Below are 15,512 nucleotides of genomic sequence, written 5' to 3'. Positions count from 1 at the left end.
AAAACCTTCAAAGCCGCGGCCCCACGCTTTCACCCAACAGCAGGAGAGCCCCCTCATGACCAGTACGCTGGACGTTATTACTTTTGGCGAAGCCATGATGCTGCTGGTTGCCGACCGGCCCGGCCCGCTCGAGCATGCCGAGGCCTTTCACAAGCGCACCGCCGGTGCTGAGACCAATGTCGCCATCGGCCTGGCGCGCCTGGGCCTGAAGGTCGGCTGGGCCAGCCGCCTGGGCACAGACTCCATGGGCCGTTATCTGCTGGCCGCCATGGCCGCCGAAGGCATCGACTGCTCGCACGTGGTCTGCGATGCGACGCAAAAAACCGGCTTCCAGTTCAAGGGCAAGGTCACCGATGGCAGCGACCCGCCGACGGAATACCACCGCAAGGGCTCGGCCGCCAGCTACATGGGCGTGAATGACATTGACGAAGCCTGGCTGCTGTCGGCCCGCCACCTGCATGCCACCGGCGTGTTTCCGGCCATCTCGGCCACCACCCTGCCCGTTGCCCGCAAGACCATGGATCTGATGCGCGCCGCCGGCCGCAGCGTGTCGTTCGACCCCAACCTGCGCCCCACGCTGTGGGCCACGCCCGAGTTGATGCGCGACGCCATCAACGACCTGGCCACGCGCGCCGACTGGGTGCTGCCCGGCATGGAAGAAGGCCGCTTCCTGACCGGCGAAACCACGCCCGAAGGCGTCGCCCGCTTTTACCGCCAGCTCGGTGCGAAGCTGGTCGTGGTCAAGCTCGGCGCAGACGGGGCCTACTTTGAGGGCGAAGCCGGCAGCGGCCGTGTGGCGGGTTTTCCGGTGGCCGAAGTGGTGGATACCGTGGGCGCCGGTGACGGCTTTGCGGTGGGCGTGATCAGCGCGCTGCTCGACGGCCTGGACGTGCCCGAGGCCGTGAAGCGCGGCGCCTGGATTGGCGCACGCGCGGTGCAGGTGCTGGGCGACAGCGAAGGCCTGCCGACGCGCGCCGAACTCAACGCCGCAAGGCTTTAAAAATCATGGGCGCGCCAGCTTCACCATCCCTGCGCAAAAAAGTTCTGGTCTTCCGCGAGTTACCGCCCGACCAGCTGGCGCGCCTGCAGGCGGAGCACGAGGTCACGGTGGCCAACCCGCGCCTGCCCGGGCAGTTGGCCGCGTTCCACACCGCCCTGGCCAGCGCGGAAGGCATGATCGGCTCCAGCTACCCCATCACTGCCTCGCTGCTGGCGAGCGCGCCGCAACTCAAGGTGATTTCCAGCGTCTCCGTCGGCGTTGACAACTACGACCTGCCCGCCCTGGCTGCGCGCGGCATCATGCTGTGCCACACGCCCGGCGTGCTGACCGAAACCACGGCTGACACGATCTTCTCGCTGATCATGGCCTCCAGCCGCCGCCTGGTGGAACTGGCCAGCCATGTACGCGAGGGCCGCTGGACGCGCAACATCGGCGAAGACCTGTTTGGCTGGGACGTGCACGGCAAAACGCTGGGCATCCTCGGATTCGGCCGCATCGGCCAGGCCGTGGCACGGCGTGCCGCGCTGGGGTTCAACATGCCCGTGCTGTACCACAGCCGCCGTCCGGTGGACGTCGCCCATGAGCTGCCCGAACTCGCCGGCAAGGCCACGCACACACCGCTTGATGACTTGCTGCGGCGCGCTGACATCGTCGCCGCCGTGCTGCCGCTGTCCCATGAAACCCGCGGCCTGATGGGCGCGCGGGAGTTTGGCCTGATGAAGCCCGGCGCCATCTTCGTCAACGGCGCCCGCGGCGCCATCGTGCAGGAAGAGGCCCTGCTCAACGCCCTGGACCACGGCACACTGCGCGCCGCCGGGCTGGACGTGTTCGCCACCGAACCGCTGCCCATGGATTCACCACTGCGCACGCACCCCAAGGTGACAGCCCTGCCCCACATCGGCTCCGCCACATTCGAGACGCGGCATGCGATGGCGGTGCTGGCAACGAGCAACCTGTTGCAGGCCCTGGCGGGGGAGCGGCCTGCGGCGGTATTTGTGGCGGCAGACAAATAGCGCCTGAATAGCGTCTCAATAACGCCGGCAGCTATTTCCTGTTTACTCTAAAGCTCAGTGTATTTTTTGCTGCTTCCACGCGACTTGTCTACCGGGTACTTGGCAGCGTTCAATGTCAGCTTCAGTTTGGCCGCCTCGACCAGGTCAATATTCAACTGATCAGACAGGCGCAACAGATACAAAAAGACATCCGCCATCTCCACCCCCACGGCGATGCGCTTTTCGGTTGAAAGCTCACGGCTCTGCGCTTCTGTCAGCCACTGAAAATGCTCCAGAAGCTCAGCGGACTCCACCGTCAAGGCCGATGCAAGATTCTTGGGTGAATGGAATTGCTCCCAATCGCGCTCCCTGGCGAATTCCCGAAGAGAGTTGATCAATGCTTGCAATTCTTCATTCATAAGCTCGTCTTTTCTGTGTGCCGATGTCAATGACCTTTTGCGCGGTTTTTCGCGGTTTTGCGGACTGAGTGGGGAGTGCTCATGTCCAGGCACCTAATGCCCGTGCGCAAGCCCGCTGATCAGGGTCACCATGCCGATGCCAATGACCAGCCAGGCAATTTGCGCTGCGGTTTCTTTCGCCGTGACGCGCTTTTGCAGCTGGGGAATCAGGTCGGCCAGCGCGACGTAGATAAAACTGCTGGAGGCGGCGATCAGGAAGAAAGGCAGGTAGTCGTACAGCTTGTCGACCAGCGCATAGCCAATCATGCCGCCCAAAGCCGTCACCGCACCGGCCAGTGATACCTTGACCACAGCCGCGCGGCGGTTGTTGTTGGAGCTTTGGCGCAGCACCACCAGGTCGCCCATATGGTGGGGCACTTCATGGACCAGCACCGCCAGCGCGGCAACGGCGCCCAGGCGCAGGTCGGCCATGAAGGCCGACGCAATCAGGATGCCGTCACCGAAGGCGTGCACGCTGTCGCCCGCCAGCACGGCCCAGCCGCCGGACTTCTTGCCGCCGGCGTGTGAAGACTGATCGTGGTGATGATGATCATGCCGATGAGGGTGGTGCGCGTGTGCACCGTGAGCAGGCCGGGCAGGTTGGAGGGGCTGGGGGGGCTCGTGGTGTTCGCCATCGTGGTGTTCATGGCCGTGGTGCCACAGTTCGGCCTTGTCGAGCAGGAAGAAGAACACCAGCCCGACCAGCAAGGTGGCAAACAGCTCCTTGGCGCCGGCCTGGCTCTCAAACGCTTCGGGCAACAGGTGCATGAAGGCGGTGGCCAGCAGCGCGCCTGCGGCCAGACTGAGCATGTGCTGGGTGTAACGGGCCAGCATGCCAAAGCTGAGCAAGGCCGCCAGCCACACGCTGCCAATGCCCGCGGCCAGCGTTCCCACCAAAATTGCTACCAAAGTCATAGCTACTCACGCCCGTTTTTATTGGGCCGCAGCCCTGATTGATTACCTGATACCTGTAGAGGCAACCCCGAAGGTTACACCACAGATGGCAAAACCCCGGATGCGGCGTTGCTGCCGCCGTCCGGGGTTGATCTTTATCTTATCAAGCGTGTCAAGAGGGGCGCGTGAAAAAGCCGCCGACCCATGAGGCGGCGGCTCGGTCAGCGCCGGGGCGCACGCGCCCAGGCCCCCTGGCGTCAGCTCATGCGCTCAGGCGACGCCTTGCATCTTGAACCACTCCAGCGCACGCTTGAAGCCGTCGTCAGCCGCGTCCTTGCGATAGCTGGGGCGGTAGTCGGCATGGAAAGCATGGGGCGCCTGCGGATACACCACAAACTCGCTGGCTTTGGCGACGGTGTTGCCCTTGGCTGCTGCCTCGGCCAGTGCGTCTTTCATCTGGTTCACGGTGGTCAGCGGAATGCCGCCGTCCTGTCCGCCATAGAGTCCCAGCACCGGCGCCTTCAGGCTGGCCGCCAGGTCTAGCGGATGCTTGGGCGTGAGCGCTGACGGAGTACCGACCAGGCGGCCATACCAGACGACGGCTGCCTTGACGTTTTTGCTCCGCTCGGCATACAGCCAGGTGATGCGGCCACCCCAGCAAAAGCCGGTGATGCCCACCTTCCCGGTATTGCCGCCGTTGGCGCCGGCCCACTTGACGGCGCCGTCCAGGTCGGCCATGACCTGTTCGTCGGGCACCTTGTTGACGACTTCGGCTATCAGCTTGCCGATCTCGTTGTAGGTGCTGGGGTCGCCCTGGCGCGCGTACAACTCGGGCGCGATGGCCAGGTAGCCGGCCCTGGCAAAGCGGCGGGCGGTGTCGGCAATGTATTCGTGGACGCCAAAAACTTCCTGAACCACCAGCACCACGGGCAGGTTGGTCTTGCCAGCCGGGGCGGCAAAAAAGGCTGGCACCTTGAAGCCGTTGACCTCATAGGTGGTTTCGCCGGTTTTGAGCCCTTCTGACGAGGTTTTGATGGCCGTCTGCGCCATGATGGGCAGGGTGGCAGCGGCATAACCCGCACCCAGGGCGGCTTTCAGCGCAGTGCGGCGGCTGGTGCCGGCTTCGCTGGCCAGCCCCGGCAGCAAGGCATCGAAGTCGTTTTTCTGGTCGTTGTTCAGCATGGTGATTTCCGTAGAAGGAGTGGTTTGAAGCACGCAGTCGGGGCTCGTGCGGCTGCGGAAGTTCCTGCCGGAGCAGACCCAAACCGCAGAAAACGCCGGCTCACACGATCTTGACGCTCAACTCCGGCAGGCCATCAACGTGGCATTCAATCACGTCGCCCTTGACGACAGGCCCGACGTTTTCCGGCGTACCCGAGTAAATGATGTCGCCGGGAAACAGCTCAAACGCTTCGGACAGCCTGGAGATCTGCTCGGCTACCGACCAGATCATGTGGTTCAGCGTGGCCTGCTGCTTGACCTGGCCGTTGACCTTGAGCCAGATCGCGCCCTTGGTGTAGTGGCCGGTCTGCGCGACTTTATGGATGGGGCCTATGGGCGCTGAACGGTCAAAGCTCTTGCCGATTTCCCAGGGCTTTTTCTGGTCGCCCATGCCGCGCTGCAGGTCGCGGCGTGTCATGTCCAGGCCCAGTGCGTAGCCATAAACATGTTCCAGCGCTTTGTCGATCGGAATGTTGCGCCCGCCCTTGGACAAGGCTGCCACCAGCTCGACTTCGTAGTGGTAGTTTTTGGTGAGCGTGGGGTAGGCGTGGTCAGCCACCTGGCCCGGTGGCACCACCTGGATGGCATCCGTGGGTTTTTGAAAAAAGAAAGGCGGCTCGCGGGTGGGGTCGGAGCCCATTTCGATTGCGTGGGCCGCGTAGTTGCGGCCAATGCAGTAAATGCGGCGCACCGGAAACATCTCGGTACTGCCCGCGATGGGGACATAGGTGTCGGCCACCGTGAAAGGCGTGGCCGGCGCATTGGCCGCCGTGCCGGGCGTGGCGCAGCCGACGACGGCGCCTGTCGCCATCAGGGCGCCTGTTTGCAGAATTCCTCGTTTGCTCATGTCTGGTTTTGTCATGTGTGTCTCCTGGGATTGATGAAAGCTGGAGCTTGTTGTCAGCGTGTTTTTTCTCCAGCCACTGAGCTTAGGGCGGGCACGCCGCGTGCAGGCAGACGCAATTACGCATTTACCGGACGATTCAATGCAGCGGTGTTGCGCTGCAGCGGGACTTAAAGATTCTCAGGCTGCGCCGGAAATCTTGGCGCGCACACTGTCGCGGAAGGCCCGGGGCGTCTGGCCGAAGCGCTGGCGAAAGCGCCGCGCGAAATAGGCCTCATCGGCAAAGCCCGACGCATGGGCCACTGCGGCAATGCGCTGGCTGCTGTGCGCCAGCAATTCCTGCGCAAACTCCAGGCGTCGCTCCGTCACCAGATCGGTGAAGGTCTTGCCGGTTTCTTTTTTGAGCAGATGCGCGAGGTAATTGGGGGACAAAAAGGCCGCCGCAGCGGCATCGGCCAGCGTGACCTCGCCGGCCAGGTGTTCGCGGATGTAGCGCACCGCCCGTTGCAGGCTGGCGCGCCGGCTGCCCTGCTGCGCCTGGCTGGCCGAAAAGCGCAGCAGGTCGGCTTCAAACTTGCGGCAGGTCAGCCCCAGCAGTTGCAGCATCAGGCCGCGGATGATTTCTACCGAGCCGAAGCGGCGGTTGGCGTTTTCATGCGCCAGCTTGTCCAGCAGGGCCTCAATGTCAGCAAACTCGTCCTCCGAAAAATAAAAGTCTGTGTATTCCTGAAAGAGAAACGGCGCCAGCTCGGGCGCCCTGGTCAGCGGCACGTCTTCCAGATCCAGCGGATCCACATCCAGCCCCGGCCGCAGGAACTGCTGCGCCATGTTGATGATGACGTAGCGCGAACCCTCGGGGTGCGGAATCACATGCACGCGGTAGGGCAGGATGAAGCTGAGGTAACCGCGCCGGAAGGGCCGTACGGTACCGGCCACATTCTGCTCGGTATCGCCTTGCAGGCTGATCTGGACCTGGAAGTATTCGTGCCGATGCGGGCGCACCAGCGGCGGCCGCACCAGTTGCGACCGGATGTCAAAGTCGAGGTGGTCCGCGCGCTCGGACATGCCGTAAGTCTTGATGTCTGTCATGCGCCGTATTCTCGGCTTATTGGCCCGTCCCGGCGCGCGAGGGTTCCAGCCGAAAGCCTGGTGCAAAATAGCGCGAACTGGCCATGGTCCTGGCGAGCAGTCCGCATCGCAACTTCCAGGGCCCATCGCTTTTACGCCAAGCTATATGAACATCGACGAATTCAAGGTCTCTTTCGGCGTGCCCGCCAACAAAGTTTGCGAAGCTAACGAAGCACCCGTGAAAGCGTTGTCCGTCGAGAAAGAGAGCCTCCATGTTTTCCCCTGCTACACCTGTCACTCCCCTTTCTGAGTTCAGAGCCCCGGGCATGCCTGCTGTCCTGTTGCAATTGACCCGCTGGGTGGCCATTTTCGGCTTGTTGGTCCTTGCCGGTTGTGCCGCCCCTCTGCCACCCGCAGGGCGTGGCGCGCAAGCGCCGGCCCCGGCCGGCAACAGCCAGACACCGCTCTTGCTGCGCATTGGCGACAGCCGACTTGAGTTGCAGGTACAGGGCCAGACCTGCAAGCTGCAGTGGCGCGGCGAGTTCCCTCCCGACGCCGTCGCGCTCATGAACCAGGCCCTGTACGAGATGGAGCACCATCGCTGCCAGCAAAAGATCATGGCCCTGGACCTGCAAGGCGGGGACATCGGCCCTGCCATCACGCTCGGCTCCATGCTGAAAAACCGCCAATTCAACACCGAATTGCTTCCCGGCAGCTACTGCCACACACCCTGCGTGCTGGTACTTGCCGCAGGCCGCCAGCGCTTGCTGCCCGAAAGCATCCCGCCGGCCCGCCTGCTGCTGTCGCAGGTCCGCCCGGACCTGGATTTCGGTCAGGCAACCTGTGCGACCGAACTCAGCCCCGGCCAGCAGCTCACGCTGCTGCGCTACCTGCGCGCCATGCTGCCATTGCCAACGGCGACCTCGCTGTACGAGAAGATCCGCCAGGCCACCTGCCGCAGTCACGAGACGCTGGGCGCGCCCGAGGCGCTGTCGCTCGGTCTGGCGACCGGCATGCTGCCTCCCGTGTCGCGCTAGTGTCAATACGGTTCCGTTAGCACGCCGCATGCAGTGCCGATCATCTCCTTCCCCCGCTGGGGGAAGGCCGGGATGGGGGCTCACGGCGTGGGCGTCGGGCCACCGTGCTGACTCGGTCGTCGCTGGCCCCCACCCCAACCCTCCCCCAGAAGGGGAGGGAGCTTCACGGGTCCTTGACTGAAACGTATTGGCGCTAGCGTAGCAGGCTCAGTGCGCCTTGTCCCAGTTCGGGCCGACTCCGATCTCGGCCAGCAGCGGTACCCTGAGGTCGGCCACGCCCGCCATGATGCGGGGGATCTCGACCCTCACCCATTCGACTTCCGCCTCGGGTACTTCAAACACCAGTTCATCGTGCACCTGCATGATCATTTTGGTGGCGCGCTTCTCGGCGTCGAGCACCTCCTGCACCTTGACCATGCTGAGCTTGATCAGGTCGGCCGCGGTGCCCTGCATGGGCGCGTTGATGGCCGCGCGTTCTGCGCCGCCACGACGCGGGCCGTTGGGTGAGTTGATCTCGGGCAAATACAGGCGCCGGCCGAACACGGTCTCCACATAGCCCTTGCTTTTGGCGGAGAGGCGCGTTTCGTCCATGTAGTTCTTGACGCCGGGGTAGCGCTGAAAATAGCGGTCAATGTAGGCAGCCGCCGCCTTGGTCTCGATGCCCAGGTTGCGCGCCAGGCCAAAGCTGCTCATGCCGTAGATCAGGCCGAAGTTGATGACCTTGGCGTAGCGGCGCTGTTCGCTGCTCACCTGTTCCACCGCAACCCCAAACACCTCGGCCGCTGTGGCGCGGTGCACGTCAAGCCCCTCGGTGAAGGCGCGCAGCAAGGCCTCGTCTTCGCTGAGGTGGGCCATGATGCGCAGTTCGATCTGCGAATAGTCGGCACTGGCGATCACGCTGCCGGCCGGTGCGACGAAGGCTTCGCGCACGCGGCGGCCCTCCGCCGTTTTCACCGGAATGTTCTGCAGGTTGGGATCGTTGCTCGACAGGCGCCCGGTAACGGCAACCGCCTGTGCGTAATGCGTATGCACCCGGCCCGTCCTGGGATGCGCGAGCTGCGCCAGCTTGTCGGTGTAGGTTCCCTTGAGTTTGGAAAGCCCGCGGTGCTCCAGGATCTTGGCGGGCAAGGGATAGTCCTCCGCAAGTTTTTCCAGCACCTCCTCGTCGGTGCTCGGCGCACCGCTCGGGGTTTTCTTGACGACAGGCAAGCCCAGTTTGCTGAAGAAGATTTCACCGATCTGCTTGGGACTGCCCAGGTTGAAGGGCTGGCCCGCCAGTTCATGGGCGTCGGCTTCCAGCTGCACAATGCGCGCGCCCAGCTCACCGCTTTGTCTGGCCAGCGTGGGGGCGTCAATCAGCACGCCGTTGCGCTCGATGCGGTAAAGCGTTTCACTGCTTTTCATTTCGAGCTCATACACAAAGCGCAGCTTGTCGTTGGCCTGGATCTGGGGCCAGAGCACGCGGTGCACGTCCAGCGTCTGGTCGGAGTCCTCGCACGAGTATTCCGCGGCCTTGGCAATATCGACCTGGTTGAACTTGATCTGGTGCACGCCCTTGCCACACAGATCTTCGTAATTGATGCCGCTGCGCCCTACATGCCGCTCCGCCAGGCTGGCCAGGCCATGCGGCTTGTGCACTTCCAGCACATAGCTTTGCAGCATGGTGTCGTGCGCATAGCCCTGCACTTCGATGCCGTGGTTGGCAAACACATGGCGGTCGTATTTGACGTGCTGGCCCAGCTTGGCTTTGGCCGGGTTTTCCAGCCAGGGCCTGAGGCGGGCCAGCACCTCGTCTCGCGGCAATTGCGCGGGCGCATCGGGGTAGTCGTGCGTCAGCGGAATGTAGGCAGCCTCGCCGGGTGTCACGCTGAAGCTGATGCCCACGATCTGGGCCAGCATTTCGTCCAGCGAGGTGGTTTCGGTGTCCACCGCCACCAATTCTGCGGCTTCAATTTTGGCCAGCCAGCTGTCAAGCAACTCCCAGGTGAAGATGGTGTCGTACTTGAGATTGCTGGCCCGCCCGGCCAAAGGGACATCCGGCAGCGAGGGTTCGTCAAACAAGCCGGGCGAAGCCGAAGGACCCACGGAGCCCGGCGATTTGGCATGCCGACCCTCGGGTCCGCCAATCAATTCGGGTGGCGTACTTTCGGTGTCGATTTGCCTGACCAGCCCCTTGAAGCCGTATTTCTCGTAAAAAGCCTTCAAGGCCTCCGTCTGCTGCCCACCGATGGCTATTGATTCCAGAGCGGGCAGGCCATCGATGTAGTCGATCAGGTCGCAGTCTTTCTTGATGGTCAGAAGCTCCCGGCCTTTGGGTAGCCATTCCAGCGAGAGACGCAGGTTGTCGCCGACCACGCCCTTGATTTCGCCGGCACGCGCCACCAGGGCATCGAGCGAGCCGTATTCCAGCAGCCACTTCACCGCCGTTTTGGGGCCAACCTTGGGCACGCCGGGCACGTTGTCCACGGCATCGCCAACCAGTGCCTGGTAGTCCACCATCAGGCGCGGCGGCACGCCGAATTCGGCTTCGACCCCGGCCAGGTCGCGCCGGCGGTCATTCATGGTGTCGATGACGGTGATGTTTTCATCGACCAGCTGGCTCAGGTCCTTGTCGCCGCTGGAAATGATGACTTCAATGCCCTGCTTCGAAGCCAGGCAGGCCAGCGTGCCAATCACGTCATCGGCCTCCACGCCGGGAACGTCCAGCACTTTCCAGCCCAGCAGCCGCACCACTTCATGGATAGGCTCCACCTGGCTGCGCAGGTCGTCGGGCATGGGTGAGCGCTGGGCCTTGTACTGCGGGTAGAGCGCATCGCGAAAGGTCGGACCCTTGGCGTCAAACACGCAGGCGGCGTAGTCGGCGCGCACGTCCTTGCGCAGCTTCTGCATCATGTTGATCATGCCGCGGATGGCGCCCGTGGCCGGGCTGGTGGGATCGCCCGGGTTGGCGCGCAAGTCGGGCATGGCATGGAAGGCGCGGTACAGGTAGCTGGAGCCGTCCACCAGCAGCAGTGTTTTTTTGTCAGAACTCATAGGGCCTGATTGTCAGGGATATCGGCAGAGGCCTCCATCAAACACAAACGGCGCCTGGCGCCTTCTTTCACACTGGATTTCCGCCTACGTCGCAAGCCACCTTTTTACGACACTCAAGGCCTTTGTAAACACGTCCCCGCAAGCCTACAATACAAGTATGAAACACGTTTTTAGCCCCCTTCTTGCCGCTGTGCTCACAGCGCTGCCGCTGGCTGCAGCTGTGGCGCAAACGCAGGCACCTGCGGCCGCAGAGAAAAAAGAGGCGGCACCAGCGCGCACCGGACGCCCGGACAAAGCCATCAAACGCATCCATACCGAAGATGCCGGCACGCGCATCGATGAGTTACGGGTAGGCGGCGAGACCCAGCAAATCGTCGTCCAACCCAAAACCGGTGGTCCTGCCTACGAGGTCAAGCCGGCAGAAGGCGCAAGGGGCGCCGCACCGGCAGCAGCCAGCGGCGACACCAACGGTTCGCGCGTCTGGAACGTGCTCAAGTTTTAAATTTTTAGCTCAGGGTTCAGTTTCAGGCATGGCCGTTTTTACCGAGGTCTCGTTTGACGAGGCCGCAGCGTTCTTGAACGCCTTGAATTTGGGGCAACTGCAGAGCATCAAGGGCGCTGCAGGCGGCATCGAAAACACCAACTACTTTGTAGACACCGATCAGGGCCATTACGTGCTGACGCTGTTCGAGCGCCTGACGTTCGAACAACTGCCGTATTACCTGCACCTGATGAAACACCTGGCGGCACATGGCATTCCGGTGCCCGATCCGGCCGAAAACGGCAAGGGTGAAATCCTGCACCGGCTCAAGGGCAAGCCGACTGCCGTGGTCAACAAGCTGCGTGGCCACAGCGAACTCGCCCCCACACCCGCGCACTGCGCTGCCGTAGGCGAGATGCTGGCCCGCATGCACCTGGCCGGGCTGGACTACCCGCGCCAGCAGCCCAACCTGCGCGGCCTCGCCTGGTGGAACGAAACTGTGCCCGTGGTGCTGCCGCACCTCACGCCCGAGCAACGCAGCCTGATCCTGGGTGAACTGGCTTACCAGAACCATGTCGCCGCCTCATCGGCCTGCCGCAGCCTGCCGCGGGGCGCGGTGCACGCCGACCTGTTTCGTGACAACGTCATGTTTGAGGACGGCAAGCTCACCGGGTTTTTTGATTTTTATTTTGCCGGCTGCGATACCTTTTTGTTTGATATCGGGGTTTGTCTCAATGACTGGTGCATTGATCTGGACAGCGGTGCACAGGACAGCGCGCGTGCCGATGCTTTCGTGGCCGCCTACCAGAGCGTGCGCCGCCTGACTGCGCAGGAGCGCACCTTGCTGCCGGCCATGCAACGCGCCGGGGCGCTGCGCTTCTGGATCTCACGGCTGTGGGACTTTCATTTGCCGCGCGAGGCGGCCGTGCTCAAGGCGCACGACCCGGGCCATTTCGAGCGTGTGCTGCGCCAGCGGCTCACAGACCCGTACGCCCTTTAACCCAACCTTTAACCCCAGCAAGCCGCGGCTCCCCGCCGCAGGGGGCAACTCCGGGCGTGGCGGCCCGACTTTGAGGCAAACTGTGCCTTTGCAGCGTCCAATTTATGCGTCATCCGGCGTTGTCGCAGATCCTTGAACAGGTTTGCCCTGTCCCCTGCCCCCCCTTTTCCATCCTATTTTCGGCCCGTCCCTGTCAACACCATGAAACTCAATATTGTTCCCGCGCGTACCGGCGTCACCTGGGTCAAGCTCGGCATCAAAACCTTCATGAAGCAGCCCTTGGCGATGTCGGGCCTGTTTTTCATGTTCATGGCCATGCTCTCGCTGGCGACGCTGGTGCCCTTCATTGGCGCGGCGCTGGCACTCGCCTTGCTGCCCGCCGCCACGCTGGGCCTGATGGCCGCTACGCAAGAGGCCACCAAGGGCAAATTTCCGATGCCGTCGATTCTGATCAGCGCCTTTCGTGCCGGCCAGCAGCGCATGCGCGCCATGATGGTGCTGGGCGGGCTGTACGCGGCAGGGTTTTTAACGCTGATGGGAATCTCGGCGCTGTTCGATGGCGGAGAATTTGCCAGGCTGTACCTCGTGGGCGGCAAGATCACCGAAGAGCTGTTGCTGCAGCGCGGTTTCCAGACGGCCATGTGGGTGGCGCTGGGCCTTTACCTGCCGCTGTCACTGCTGTTCTGGCATGCTCCGGCGCTGGTGCACTGGCATGGCGTGACGCCGGTCAAAAGCCTGTTTTTCAGTTTCATGGCCTGCTACAAAAATCTGGGTGCGCTCACGGTATTTGGTTTCGCGTGGACCGGTGTGTTTCTGTTTGCGGCCCTGCTGGTTTCATTGATTGCCAGCGTGCTGGGCAACCCCACGCTCGCAACGGTCGTGATGTTTCCCGTAGCGCTGGTCATCGTGGCGATGTTTTTCACCTCGATTTACTTCACCTTCCGGGACAGCTTCCTGGCCACGCCCGAACTACCCACCGACTCCGGTGACCAGCCAGCCGACCGATCCTGAGCGCGGACTGAACATCGCAGAAGCAACCGGCCGGGCATTCACAGGCGAGGCTCATACGCGAGGCTGATCCCCGCATATCCCCATACCCCTCCTATCCCGGCAAGCCTGGGGGGAGCGGGCGTCACGGAATTGTCACCTTTGTTTCACACAATGCGTGAACCGGCAACGCGATCCCGTTGCCAGTTTCAATGCAATGTCACACGAAAGCTGCCAATGTCCAAGCCAACCCACACCGATAGCGCCTATATCGACCCTGATGACCTGAACAACAACACGTCGAACAATCCGTCTTTCGAAACGGTTCTGGATGCCCGCCTGAGCCGCCGCTCGGTGTTGCGGGGCTCTGTGGGCACCGCTGCCGCCGCCGTCTTTGGCAGCCTGGCCGCGTCGGCCGTGGATTTTGGCGATGAAGCCGTTGCCGCACCCCATGAAAAGCTGCTGGGTTTCAAGGAAGTGGCCAAAGGCCTGGCCGACATGGTGGTGGTGCCGCCCGGCTATACCACCAGCGTGCTCTACGCGTTGGGCGACCCCCTGACGGCGTCCACACCCGCCTACAAAAACGACGGCACTGACAGCGACTATGAAAACCGCGCGGGCGACCATCACGACGGCATGGAGTGGTTTGGGCTGGACAACAGCGGCCGACCATCAAACAGCGCCAACAGCCGCGGCCTGCTGGCGATGAACCACGAAGCAACAACGGACGAAAAACTCTCGTCGTTCTTCCTGCATGCCAACGGCGGCACCAGCGTCCTCCCGCGCCCGGCCAGTGAAGTCGAAAAAGAGCTCGCCATTCATGGTGTGGCCGTGGTCGAAGTTCGCCGCAAGGGTGCCAAGTGGGAGTACCTCAAGGACTCCGCTTTCAACACCCGCCTGACACCGCTGAGCGAAATCGAGATTGCCGGGCCGGCGCGCGGCAACCCGCTGATGGTCACCAGGTTCTCGCCCAACGGCACCAAAACCCGCGGCACGCTGAACAACTGCGGTACCGGCAAAACGCCTTGGGGCACCTTTTTGACTGGCGAGGAAAACTGGGCCGGCTACTTCACGCGCCCCAAGGGCGATGACGCGGCACGCGAAGGCAACAAAAGCGTGACCGCACTGGTGCGCTACGGCCGTGCCGAAGGCGCCAGCACGCGCCACGGTTGGGAAACCGCCGGCAAGGACGACAGGTTCGCGCGCTGGATCAACGCCAAAACCGGCACCTCGGCCGATGGCAGCGACGACTACCGCAATGAGCTCAACGGCATGGGCTACATCGTCGAGATGGACGCCTACAACAAAACAAAACCCGCCAAAAAACGCACTGGACTTGGCCGTTTCGCCCATGAAAGTGCGGCGTTCGGCAAGGTGGTTCCCGGCCAGCCGCTGGCCGTGTACCAGGGCGACGATTCACGCAACGAGTACATCTACAAGTGGGTGTCTGCCGCCAAGTGGGATGCGGCTGACGCCAACTCGGCCGACCGCCTGGCCGCCGGCGACAAGTACCTCGACAACGGCAAGCTTTACGCGGCCAAATTCAATGCGGACGGCACCGGCCAGTGGCTGGAGCTTTCGCAGACCAACCCGGCAGTTGCCGGCTATGCCAAATACCCGTTCGCCGATCAGGCCGACATCGCCGTGAACACGCGTCTGGCGGGCGATGCCGTGGGCGCCACCAAAATGGACCGCCCCGAATGGTGCTCGGTCAACCCGGCCAATGGTGAAATTTATTACTCGCTGACCAACAACAGCAACCGCCGTGTCGAGCCCAGTGGCTCGTCGCAGCTGGCACCCGACAGCGCCAACCCGCGCGCCTATTCCGACATCAGGGGCACAGCGACGGTGCAAACCGGCAATCCAAATGGCCACATCCTGCGTATGAAGGAAGGCGCCGCCGGTTCGGCTGCGACCAGCTTCACCTGGGACGTGTATCTTTTCGGCGCCGAAGCCAGTGCAGCACCCGGCTCCGTGAACCTGTCGAAATTGACGGGCGACCAGGACTTTTCGAGCCCCGACGGCCTGGCCTTCAGCCACAGCACGGGCATTTGCTGGATCCAGACCGACGACAGTGCCTACACCGACGTCACCAACTGCATGATGCTGGCCGGCTTGCCGGGCCAGGTGGGCGACGGCCGCAAGGTCACCCTGAACTACCCCAAAGCCGATGGCGGCGCACTGGCGGTTGACACCTACGTCGGCAAGACGCCAACGCCCGACAAGCTCAAGCGCTTTCTGGTGGGACCAGTGGGTTGCGAGATCACGGGACTGGCCGAAACACCCGATGGCAAAACCCTGTTTGTGAACATCCAGCACCCGGGCGAAACCACCGCGCAGGCCAACATCGGCGACCCGGCCAAATACACCAGCCAGTGGCCGGCCAATGCGGGTTACGGGGCCGGCAAACGTCCGCGCTCGGCCACAATCGTGATCACGAAAAACGACGGTGGACGCATCGGCAGCTGACCGGCCGGCGCGCCTGGCCCTGCACAGG

14 protein-coding genes are annotated in these 15,512 nt (G+C 63.0%); 8 read left to right on the top strand and 6 right to left on the bottom strand.

From position 1 onward, the window contains the following. Window positions 1-55 precede the first annotated feature (55 nt). Window positions 56-1,000, top strand: a complete 945-nt coding sequence (locus AC1DS5_RS13100; RefSeq protein WP_477718699.1) for a sugar kinase — start codon at window positions 56-58, stop codon at window positions 998-1,000. A 5-nt stretch (window positions 1,001-1,005) separates the two neighbouring features. After that, the gene (locus AC1DS5_RS13095) at window positions 1,006-2,013 is read left to right on the top strand and encodes a 2-hydroxyacid dehydrogenase (RefSeq protein WP_477718698.1); all 1,008 of its coding nucleotides are present in this window, start codon (window positions 1,006-1,008) and stop codon (window positions 2,011-2,013) included. Window positions 2,014-2,060: 47 nt separating this feature from the next. On the opposite strand, the gene AC1DS5_RS13090 is transcribed toward AC1DS5_RS13095, so the two are convergent. The 5 genes from AC1DS5_RS13090 to AC1DS5_RS13070 all read right to left on the bottom strand — a co-directional run bounded on the left by AC1DS5_RS13090 (window position 2,061) and on the right by AC1DS5_RS13070 (window position 6,498). Beyond that, complete coding sequence (locus AC1DS5_RS13090; RefSeq protein ID WP_477718697.1) at window positions 2,061-2,411, bottom strand: nucleotide pyrophosphohydrolase; 351 nt, start codon at window positions 2,409-2,411, stop codon at window positions 2,061-2,063. A gap of 93 nt (window positions 2,412-2,504) precedes the next feature. Then, window positions 2,505-3,365, bottom strand: coding sequence for a ZIP family metal transporter (locus tag AC1DS5_RS13085; protein ID WP_477718696.1), 861 nt, complete (start codon window positions 3,363-3,365; stop codon window positions 2,505-2,507). 249 nt (window positions 3,366-3,614) lie between these two features. Next, window positions 3,615-4,526: a dienelactone hydrolase family protein gene (locus AC1DS5_RS13080; protein WP_477718695.1), complete on the bottom strand. Its 912-nt coding sequence runs from the start codon at window positions 4,524-4,526 to the stop codon at window positions 3,615-3,617. Window positions 4,527-4,626: 100 nt separating this feature from the next. Further along, window positions 4,627-5,427 (bottom strand): fumarylacetoacetate hydrolase family protein, encoded by an 801-nt coding sequence (locus tag AC1DS5_RS13075; protein WP_477718694.1) that lies wholly within the window; start codon window positions 5,425-5,427, stop codon window positions 4,627-4,629. A 162-nt stretch (window positions 5,428-5,589) separates the two neighbouring features. Next, window positions 5,590-6,498 carry a helix-turn-helix transcriptional regulator gene (locus AC1DS5_RS13070; RefSeq protein WP_477718693.1) on the bottom strand — a complete coding sequence of 303 codons (909 nt, stop codon included), beginning with the start codon at window positions 6,496-6,498 and terminating at the stop codon, window positions 5,590-5,592. Between AC1DS5_RS13070 and AC1DS5_RS13065 the strand changes: the two genes are divergently transcribed. Beyond that, window positions 6,497-6,787, top strand: a complete 291-nt coding sequence (locus tag AC1DS5_RS13065) for a hypothetical protein (protein WP_477718692.1) — start codon at window positions 6,497-6,499, stop codon at window positions 6,785-6,787. The genes AC1DS5_RS13070 and AC1DS5_RS13065 overlap by 2 nt on opposite strands. A 16-nt stretch (window positions 6,788-6,803) precedes the next feature. Next, window positions 6,804-7,514 carry a hypothetical protein gene (locus AC1DS5_RS13060; protein WP_477718691.1) on the top strand — a complete coding sequence of 237 codons (711 nt, stop codon included), beginning with the start codon at window positions 6,804-6,806 and terminating at the stop codon, window positions 7,512-7,514. Between the two features lie 207 nt (window positions 7,515-7,721). Here AC1DS5_RS13060 and polA read toward each other — a convergent pair whose 3' ends face one another. After that, the gene (gene polA / locus AC1DS5_RS13055) at window positions 7,722-10,547 is read right to left on the bottom strand and encodes a DNA polymerase I (RefSeq protein ID WP_477718690.1); all 2,826 of its coding nucleotides are present in this window, start codon (window positions 10,545-10,547) and stop codon (window positions 7,722-7,724) included. A gap of 157 nt (window positions 10,548-10,704) precedes the next feature. Between polA and AC1DS5_RS13050 the strand changes: the two genes are divergently transcribed. From AC1DS5_RS13050 to AC1DS5_RS13035, 4 genes are all read left to right on the top strand, one after another. Continuing rightward, a complete protein-coding gene (locus tag AC1DS5_RS13050; RefSeq protein ID WP_477718689.1) occupies window positions 10,705-11,049 on the top strand; it encodes a hypothetical protein in 345 nt (114 codons plus the stop codon). 28 nt (window positions 11,050-11,077) lie between these two features. Further along, on the top strand, window positions 11,078-12,028 hold the full coding sequence (locus AC1DS5_RS13045) for a homoserine kinase (protein WP_477718688.1): 951 nt from the start codon (window positions 11,078-11,080) through the stop codon (window positions 12,026-12,028). 201 nt (window positions 12,029-12,229) lie between these two features. Beyond that, window positions 12,230-13,039, top strand: a complete 810-nt coding sequence (locus AC1DS5_RS13040; protein ID WP_477718687.1) for a BPSS1780 family membrane protein — start codon at window positions 12,230-12,232, stop codon at window positions 13,037-13,039. Window positions 13,040-13,252: 213 nt separating this feature from the next. Continuing rightward, window positions 13,253-15,484, top strand: coding sequence for a PhoX family protein (locus AC1DS5_RS13035; RefSeq protein WP_477718686.1), 2,232 nt, complete (start codon window positions 13,253-13,255; stop codon window positions 15,482-15,484). Window positions 15,485-15,512 lie beyond the last annotated feature (28 nt).

This window comes from Polaromonas sp. P4_H1, assembly GCF_056400945.1.
The sequence above is the reverse complement of the archived record's forward strand: the minus strand, read 5'-3'. Positions and strand labels throughout refer to the sequence as shown.

Excerpts from the sequence above, each read along its gene's own strand:
- AC1DS5_RS13095 (WP_477718698.1), top strand. The coding sequence starts at position 1,006 with ATGGGCGCGCCAGCTTCACCATCCCTGCGCAAAAAAGTTCTGGTCTTC.
- AC1DS5_RS13050 (WP_477718689.1), top strand. The coding sequence starts at position 10,705 with ATGAAACACGTTTTTAGCCCCCTTCTTGCCGCTGTGCTCACAGCGCTG.
- AC1DS5_RS13045 (WP_477718688.1), top strand. The coding sequence starts at position 11,078 with ATGGCCGTTTTTACCGAGGTCTCGTTTGACGAGGCCGCAGCGTTCTTG.
- AC1DS5_RS13070 (WP_477718693.1), bottom strand. The coding sequence starts at position 6,498 with ATGACAGACATCAAGACTTACGGCATGTCCGAGCGCGCGGACCACCTC.
- AC1DS5_RS13035 (WP_477718686.1), top strand. The coding sequence starts at position 13,253 with ATGTCCAAGCCAACCCACACCGATAGCGCCTATATCGACCCTGATGAC.
- AC1DS5_RS13100 (WP_477718699.1), top strand. The coding sequence starts at position 56 with ATGACCAGTACGCTGGACGTTATTACTTTTGGCGAAGCCATGATGCTG.
- AC1DS5_RS13040 (WP_477718687.1), top strand. The coding sequence starts at position 12,230 with ATGAAACTCAATATTGTTCCCGCGCGTACCGGCGTCACCTGGGTCAAG.
- AC1DS5_RS13085 (WP_477718696.1), bottom strand. The coding sequence starts at position 3,365 with ATGACTTTGGTAGCAATTTTGGTGGGAACGCTGGCCGCGGGCATTGGC.
- AC1DS5_RS13065 (WP_477718692.1), top strand. The coding sequence starts at position 6,497 with ATGCGCCGTATTCTCGGCTTATTGGCCCGTCCCGGCGCGCGAGGGTTC.
- AC1DS5_RS13075 (WP_477718694.1), bottom strand. The coding sequence starts at position 5,427 with ATGACAAAACCAGACATGAGCAAACGAGGAATTCTGCAAACAGGCGCC.
- AC1DS5_RS13090 (WP_477718697.1), bottom strand. The coding sequence starts at position 2,411 with ATGAATGAAGAATTGCAAGCATTGATCAACTCTCTTCGGGAATTCGCC.
- AC1DS5_RS13080 (WP_477718695.1), bottom strand. The coding sequence starts at position 4,526 with ATGCTGAACAACGACCAGAAAAACGACTTCGATGCCTTGCTGCCGGGG.
- polA (WP_477718690.1), bottom strand. The coding sequence starts at position 10,547 with ATGAGTTCTGACAAAAAAACACTGCTGCTGGTGGACGGCTCCAGCTAC.
- AC1DS5_RS13060 (WP_477718691.1), top strand. The coding sequence starts at position 6,804 with ATGCCTGCTGTCCTGTTGCAATTGACCCGCTGGGTGGCCATTTTCGGC.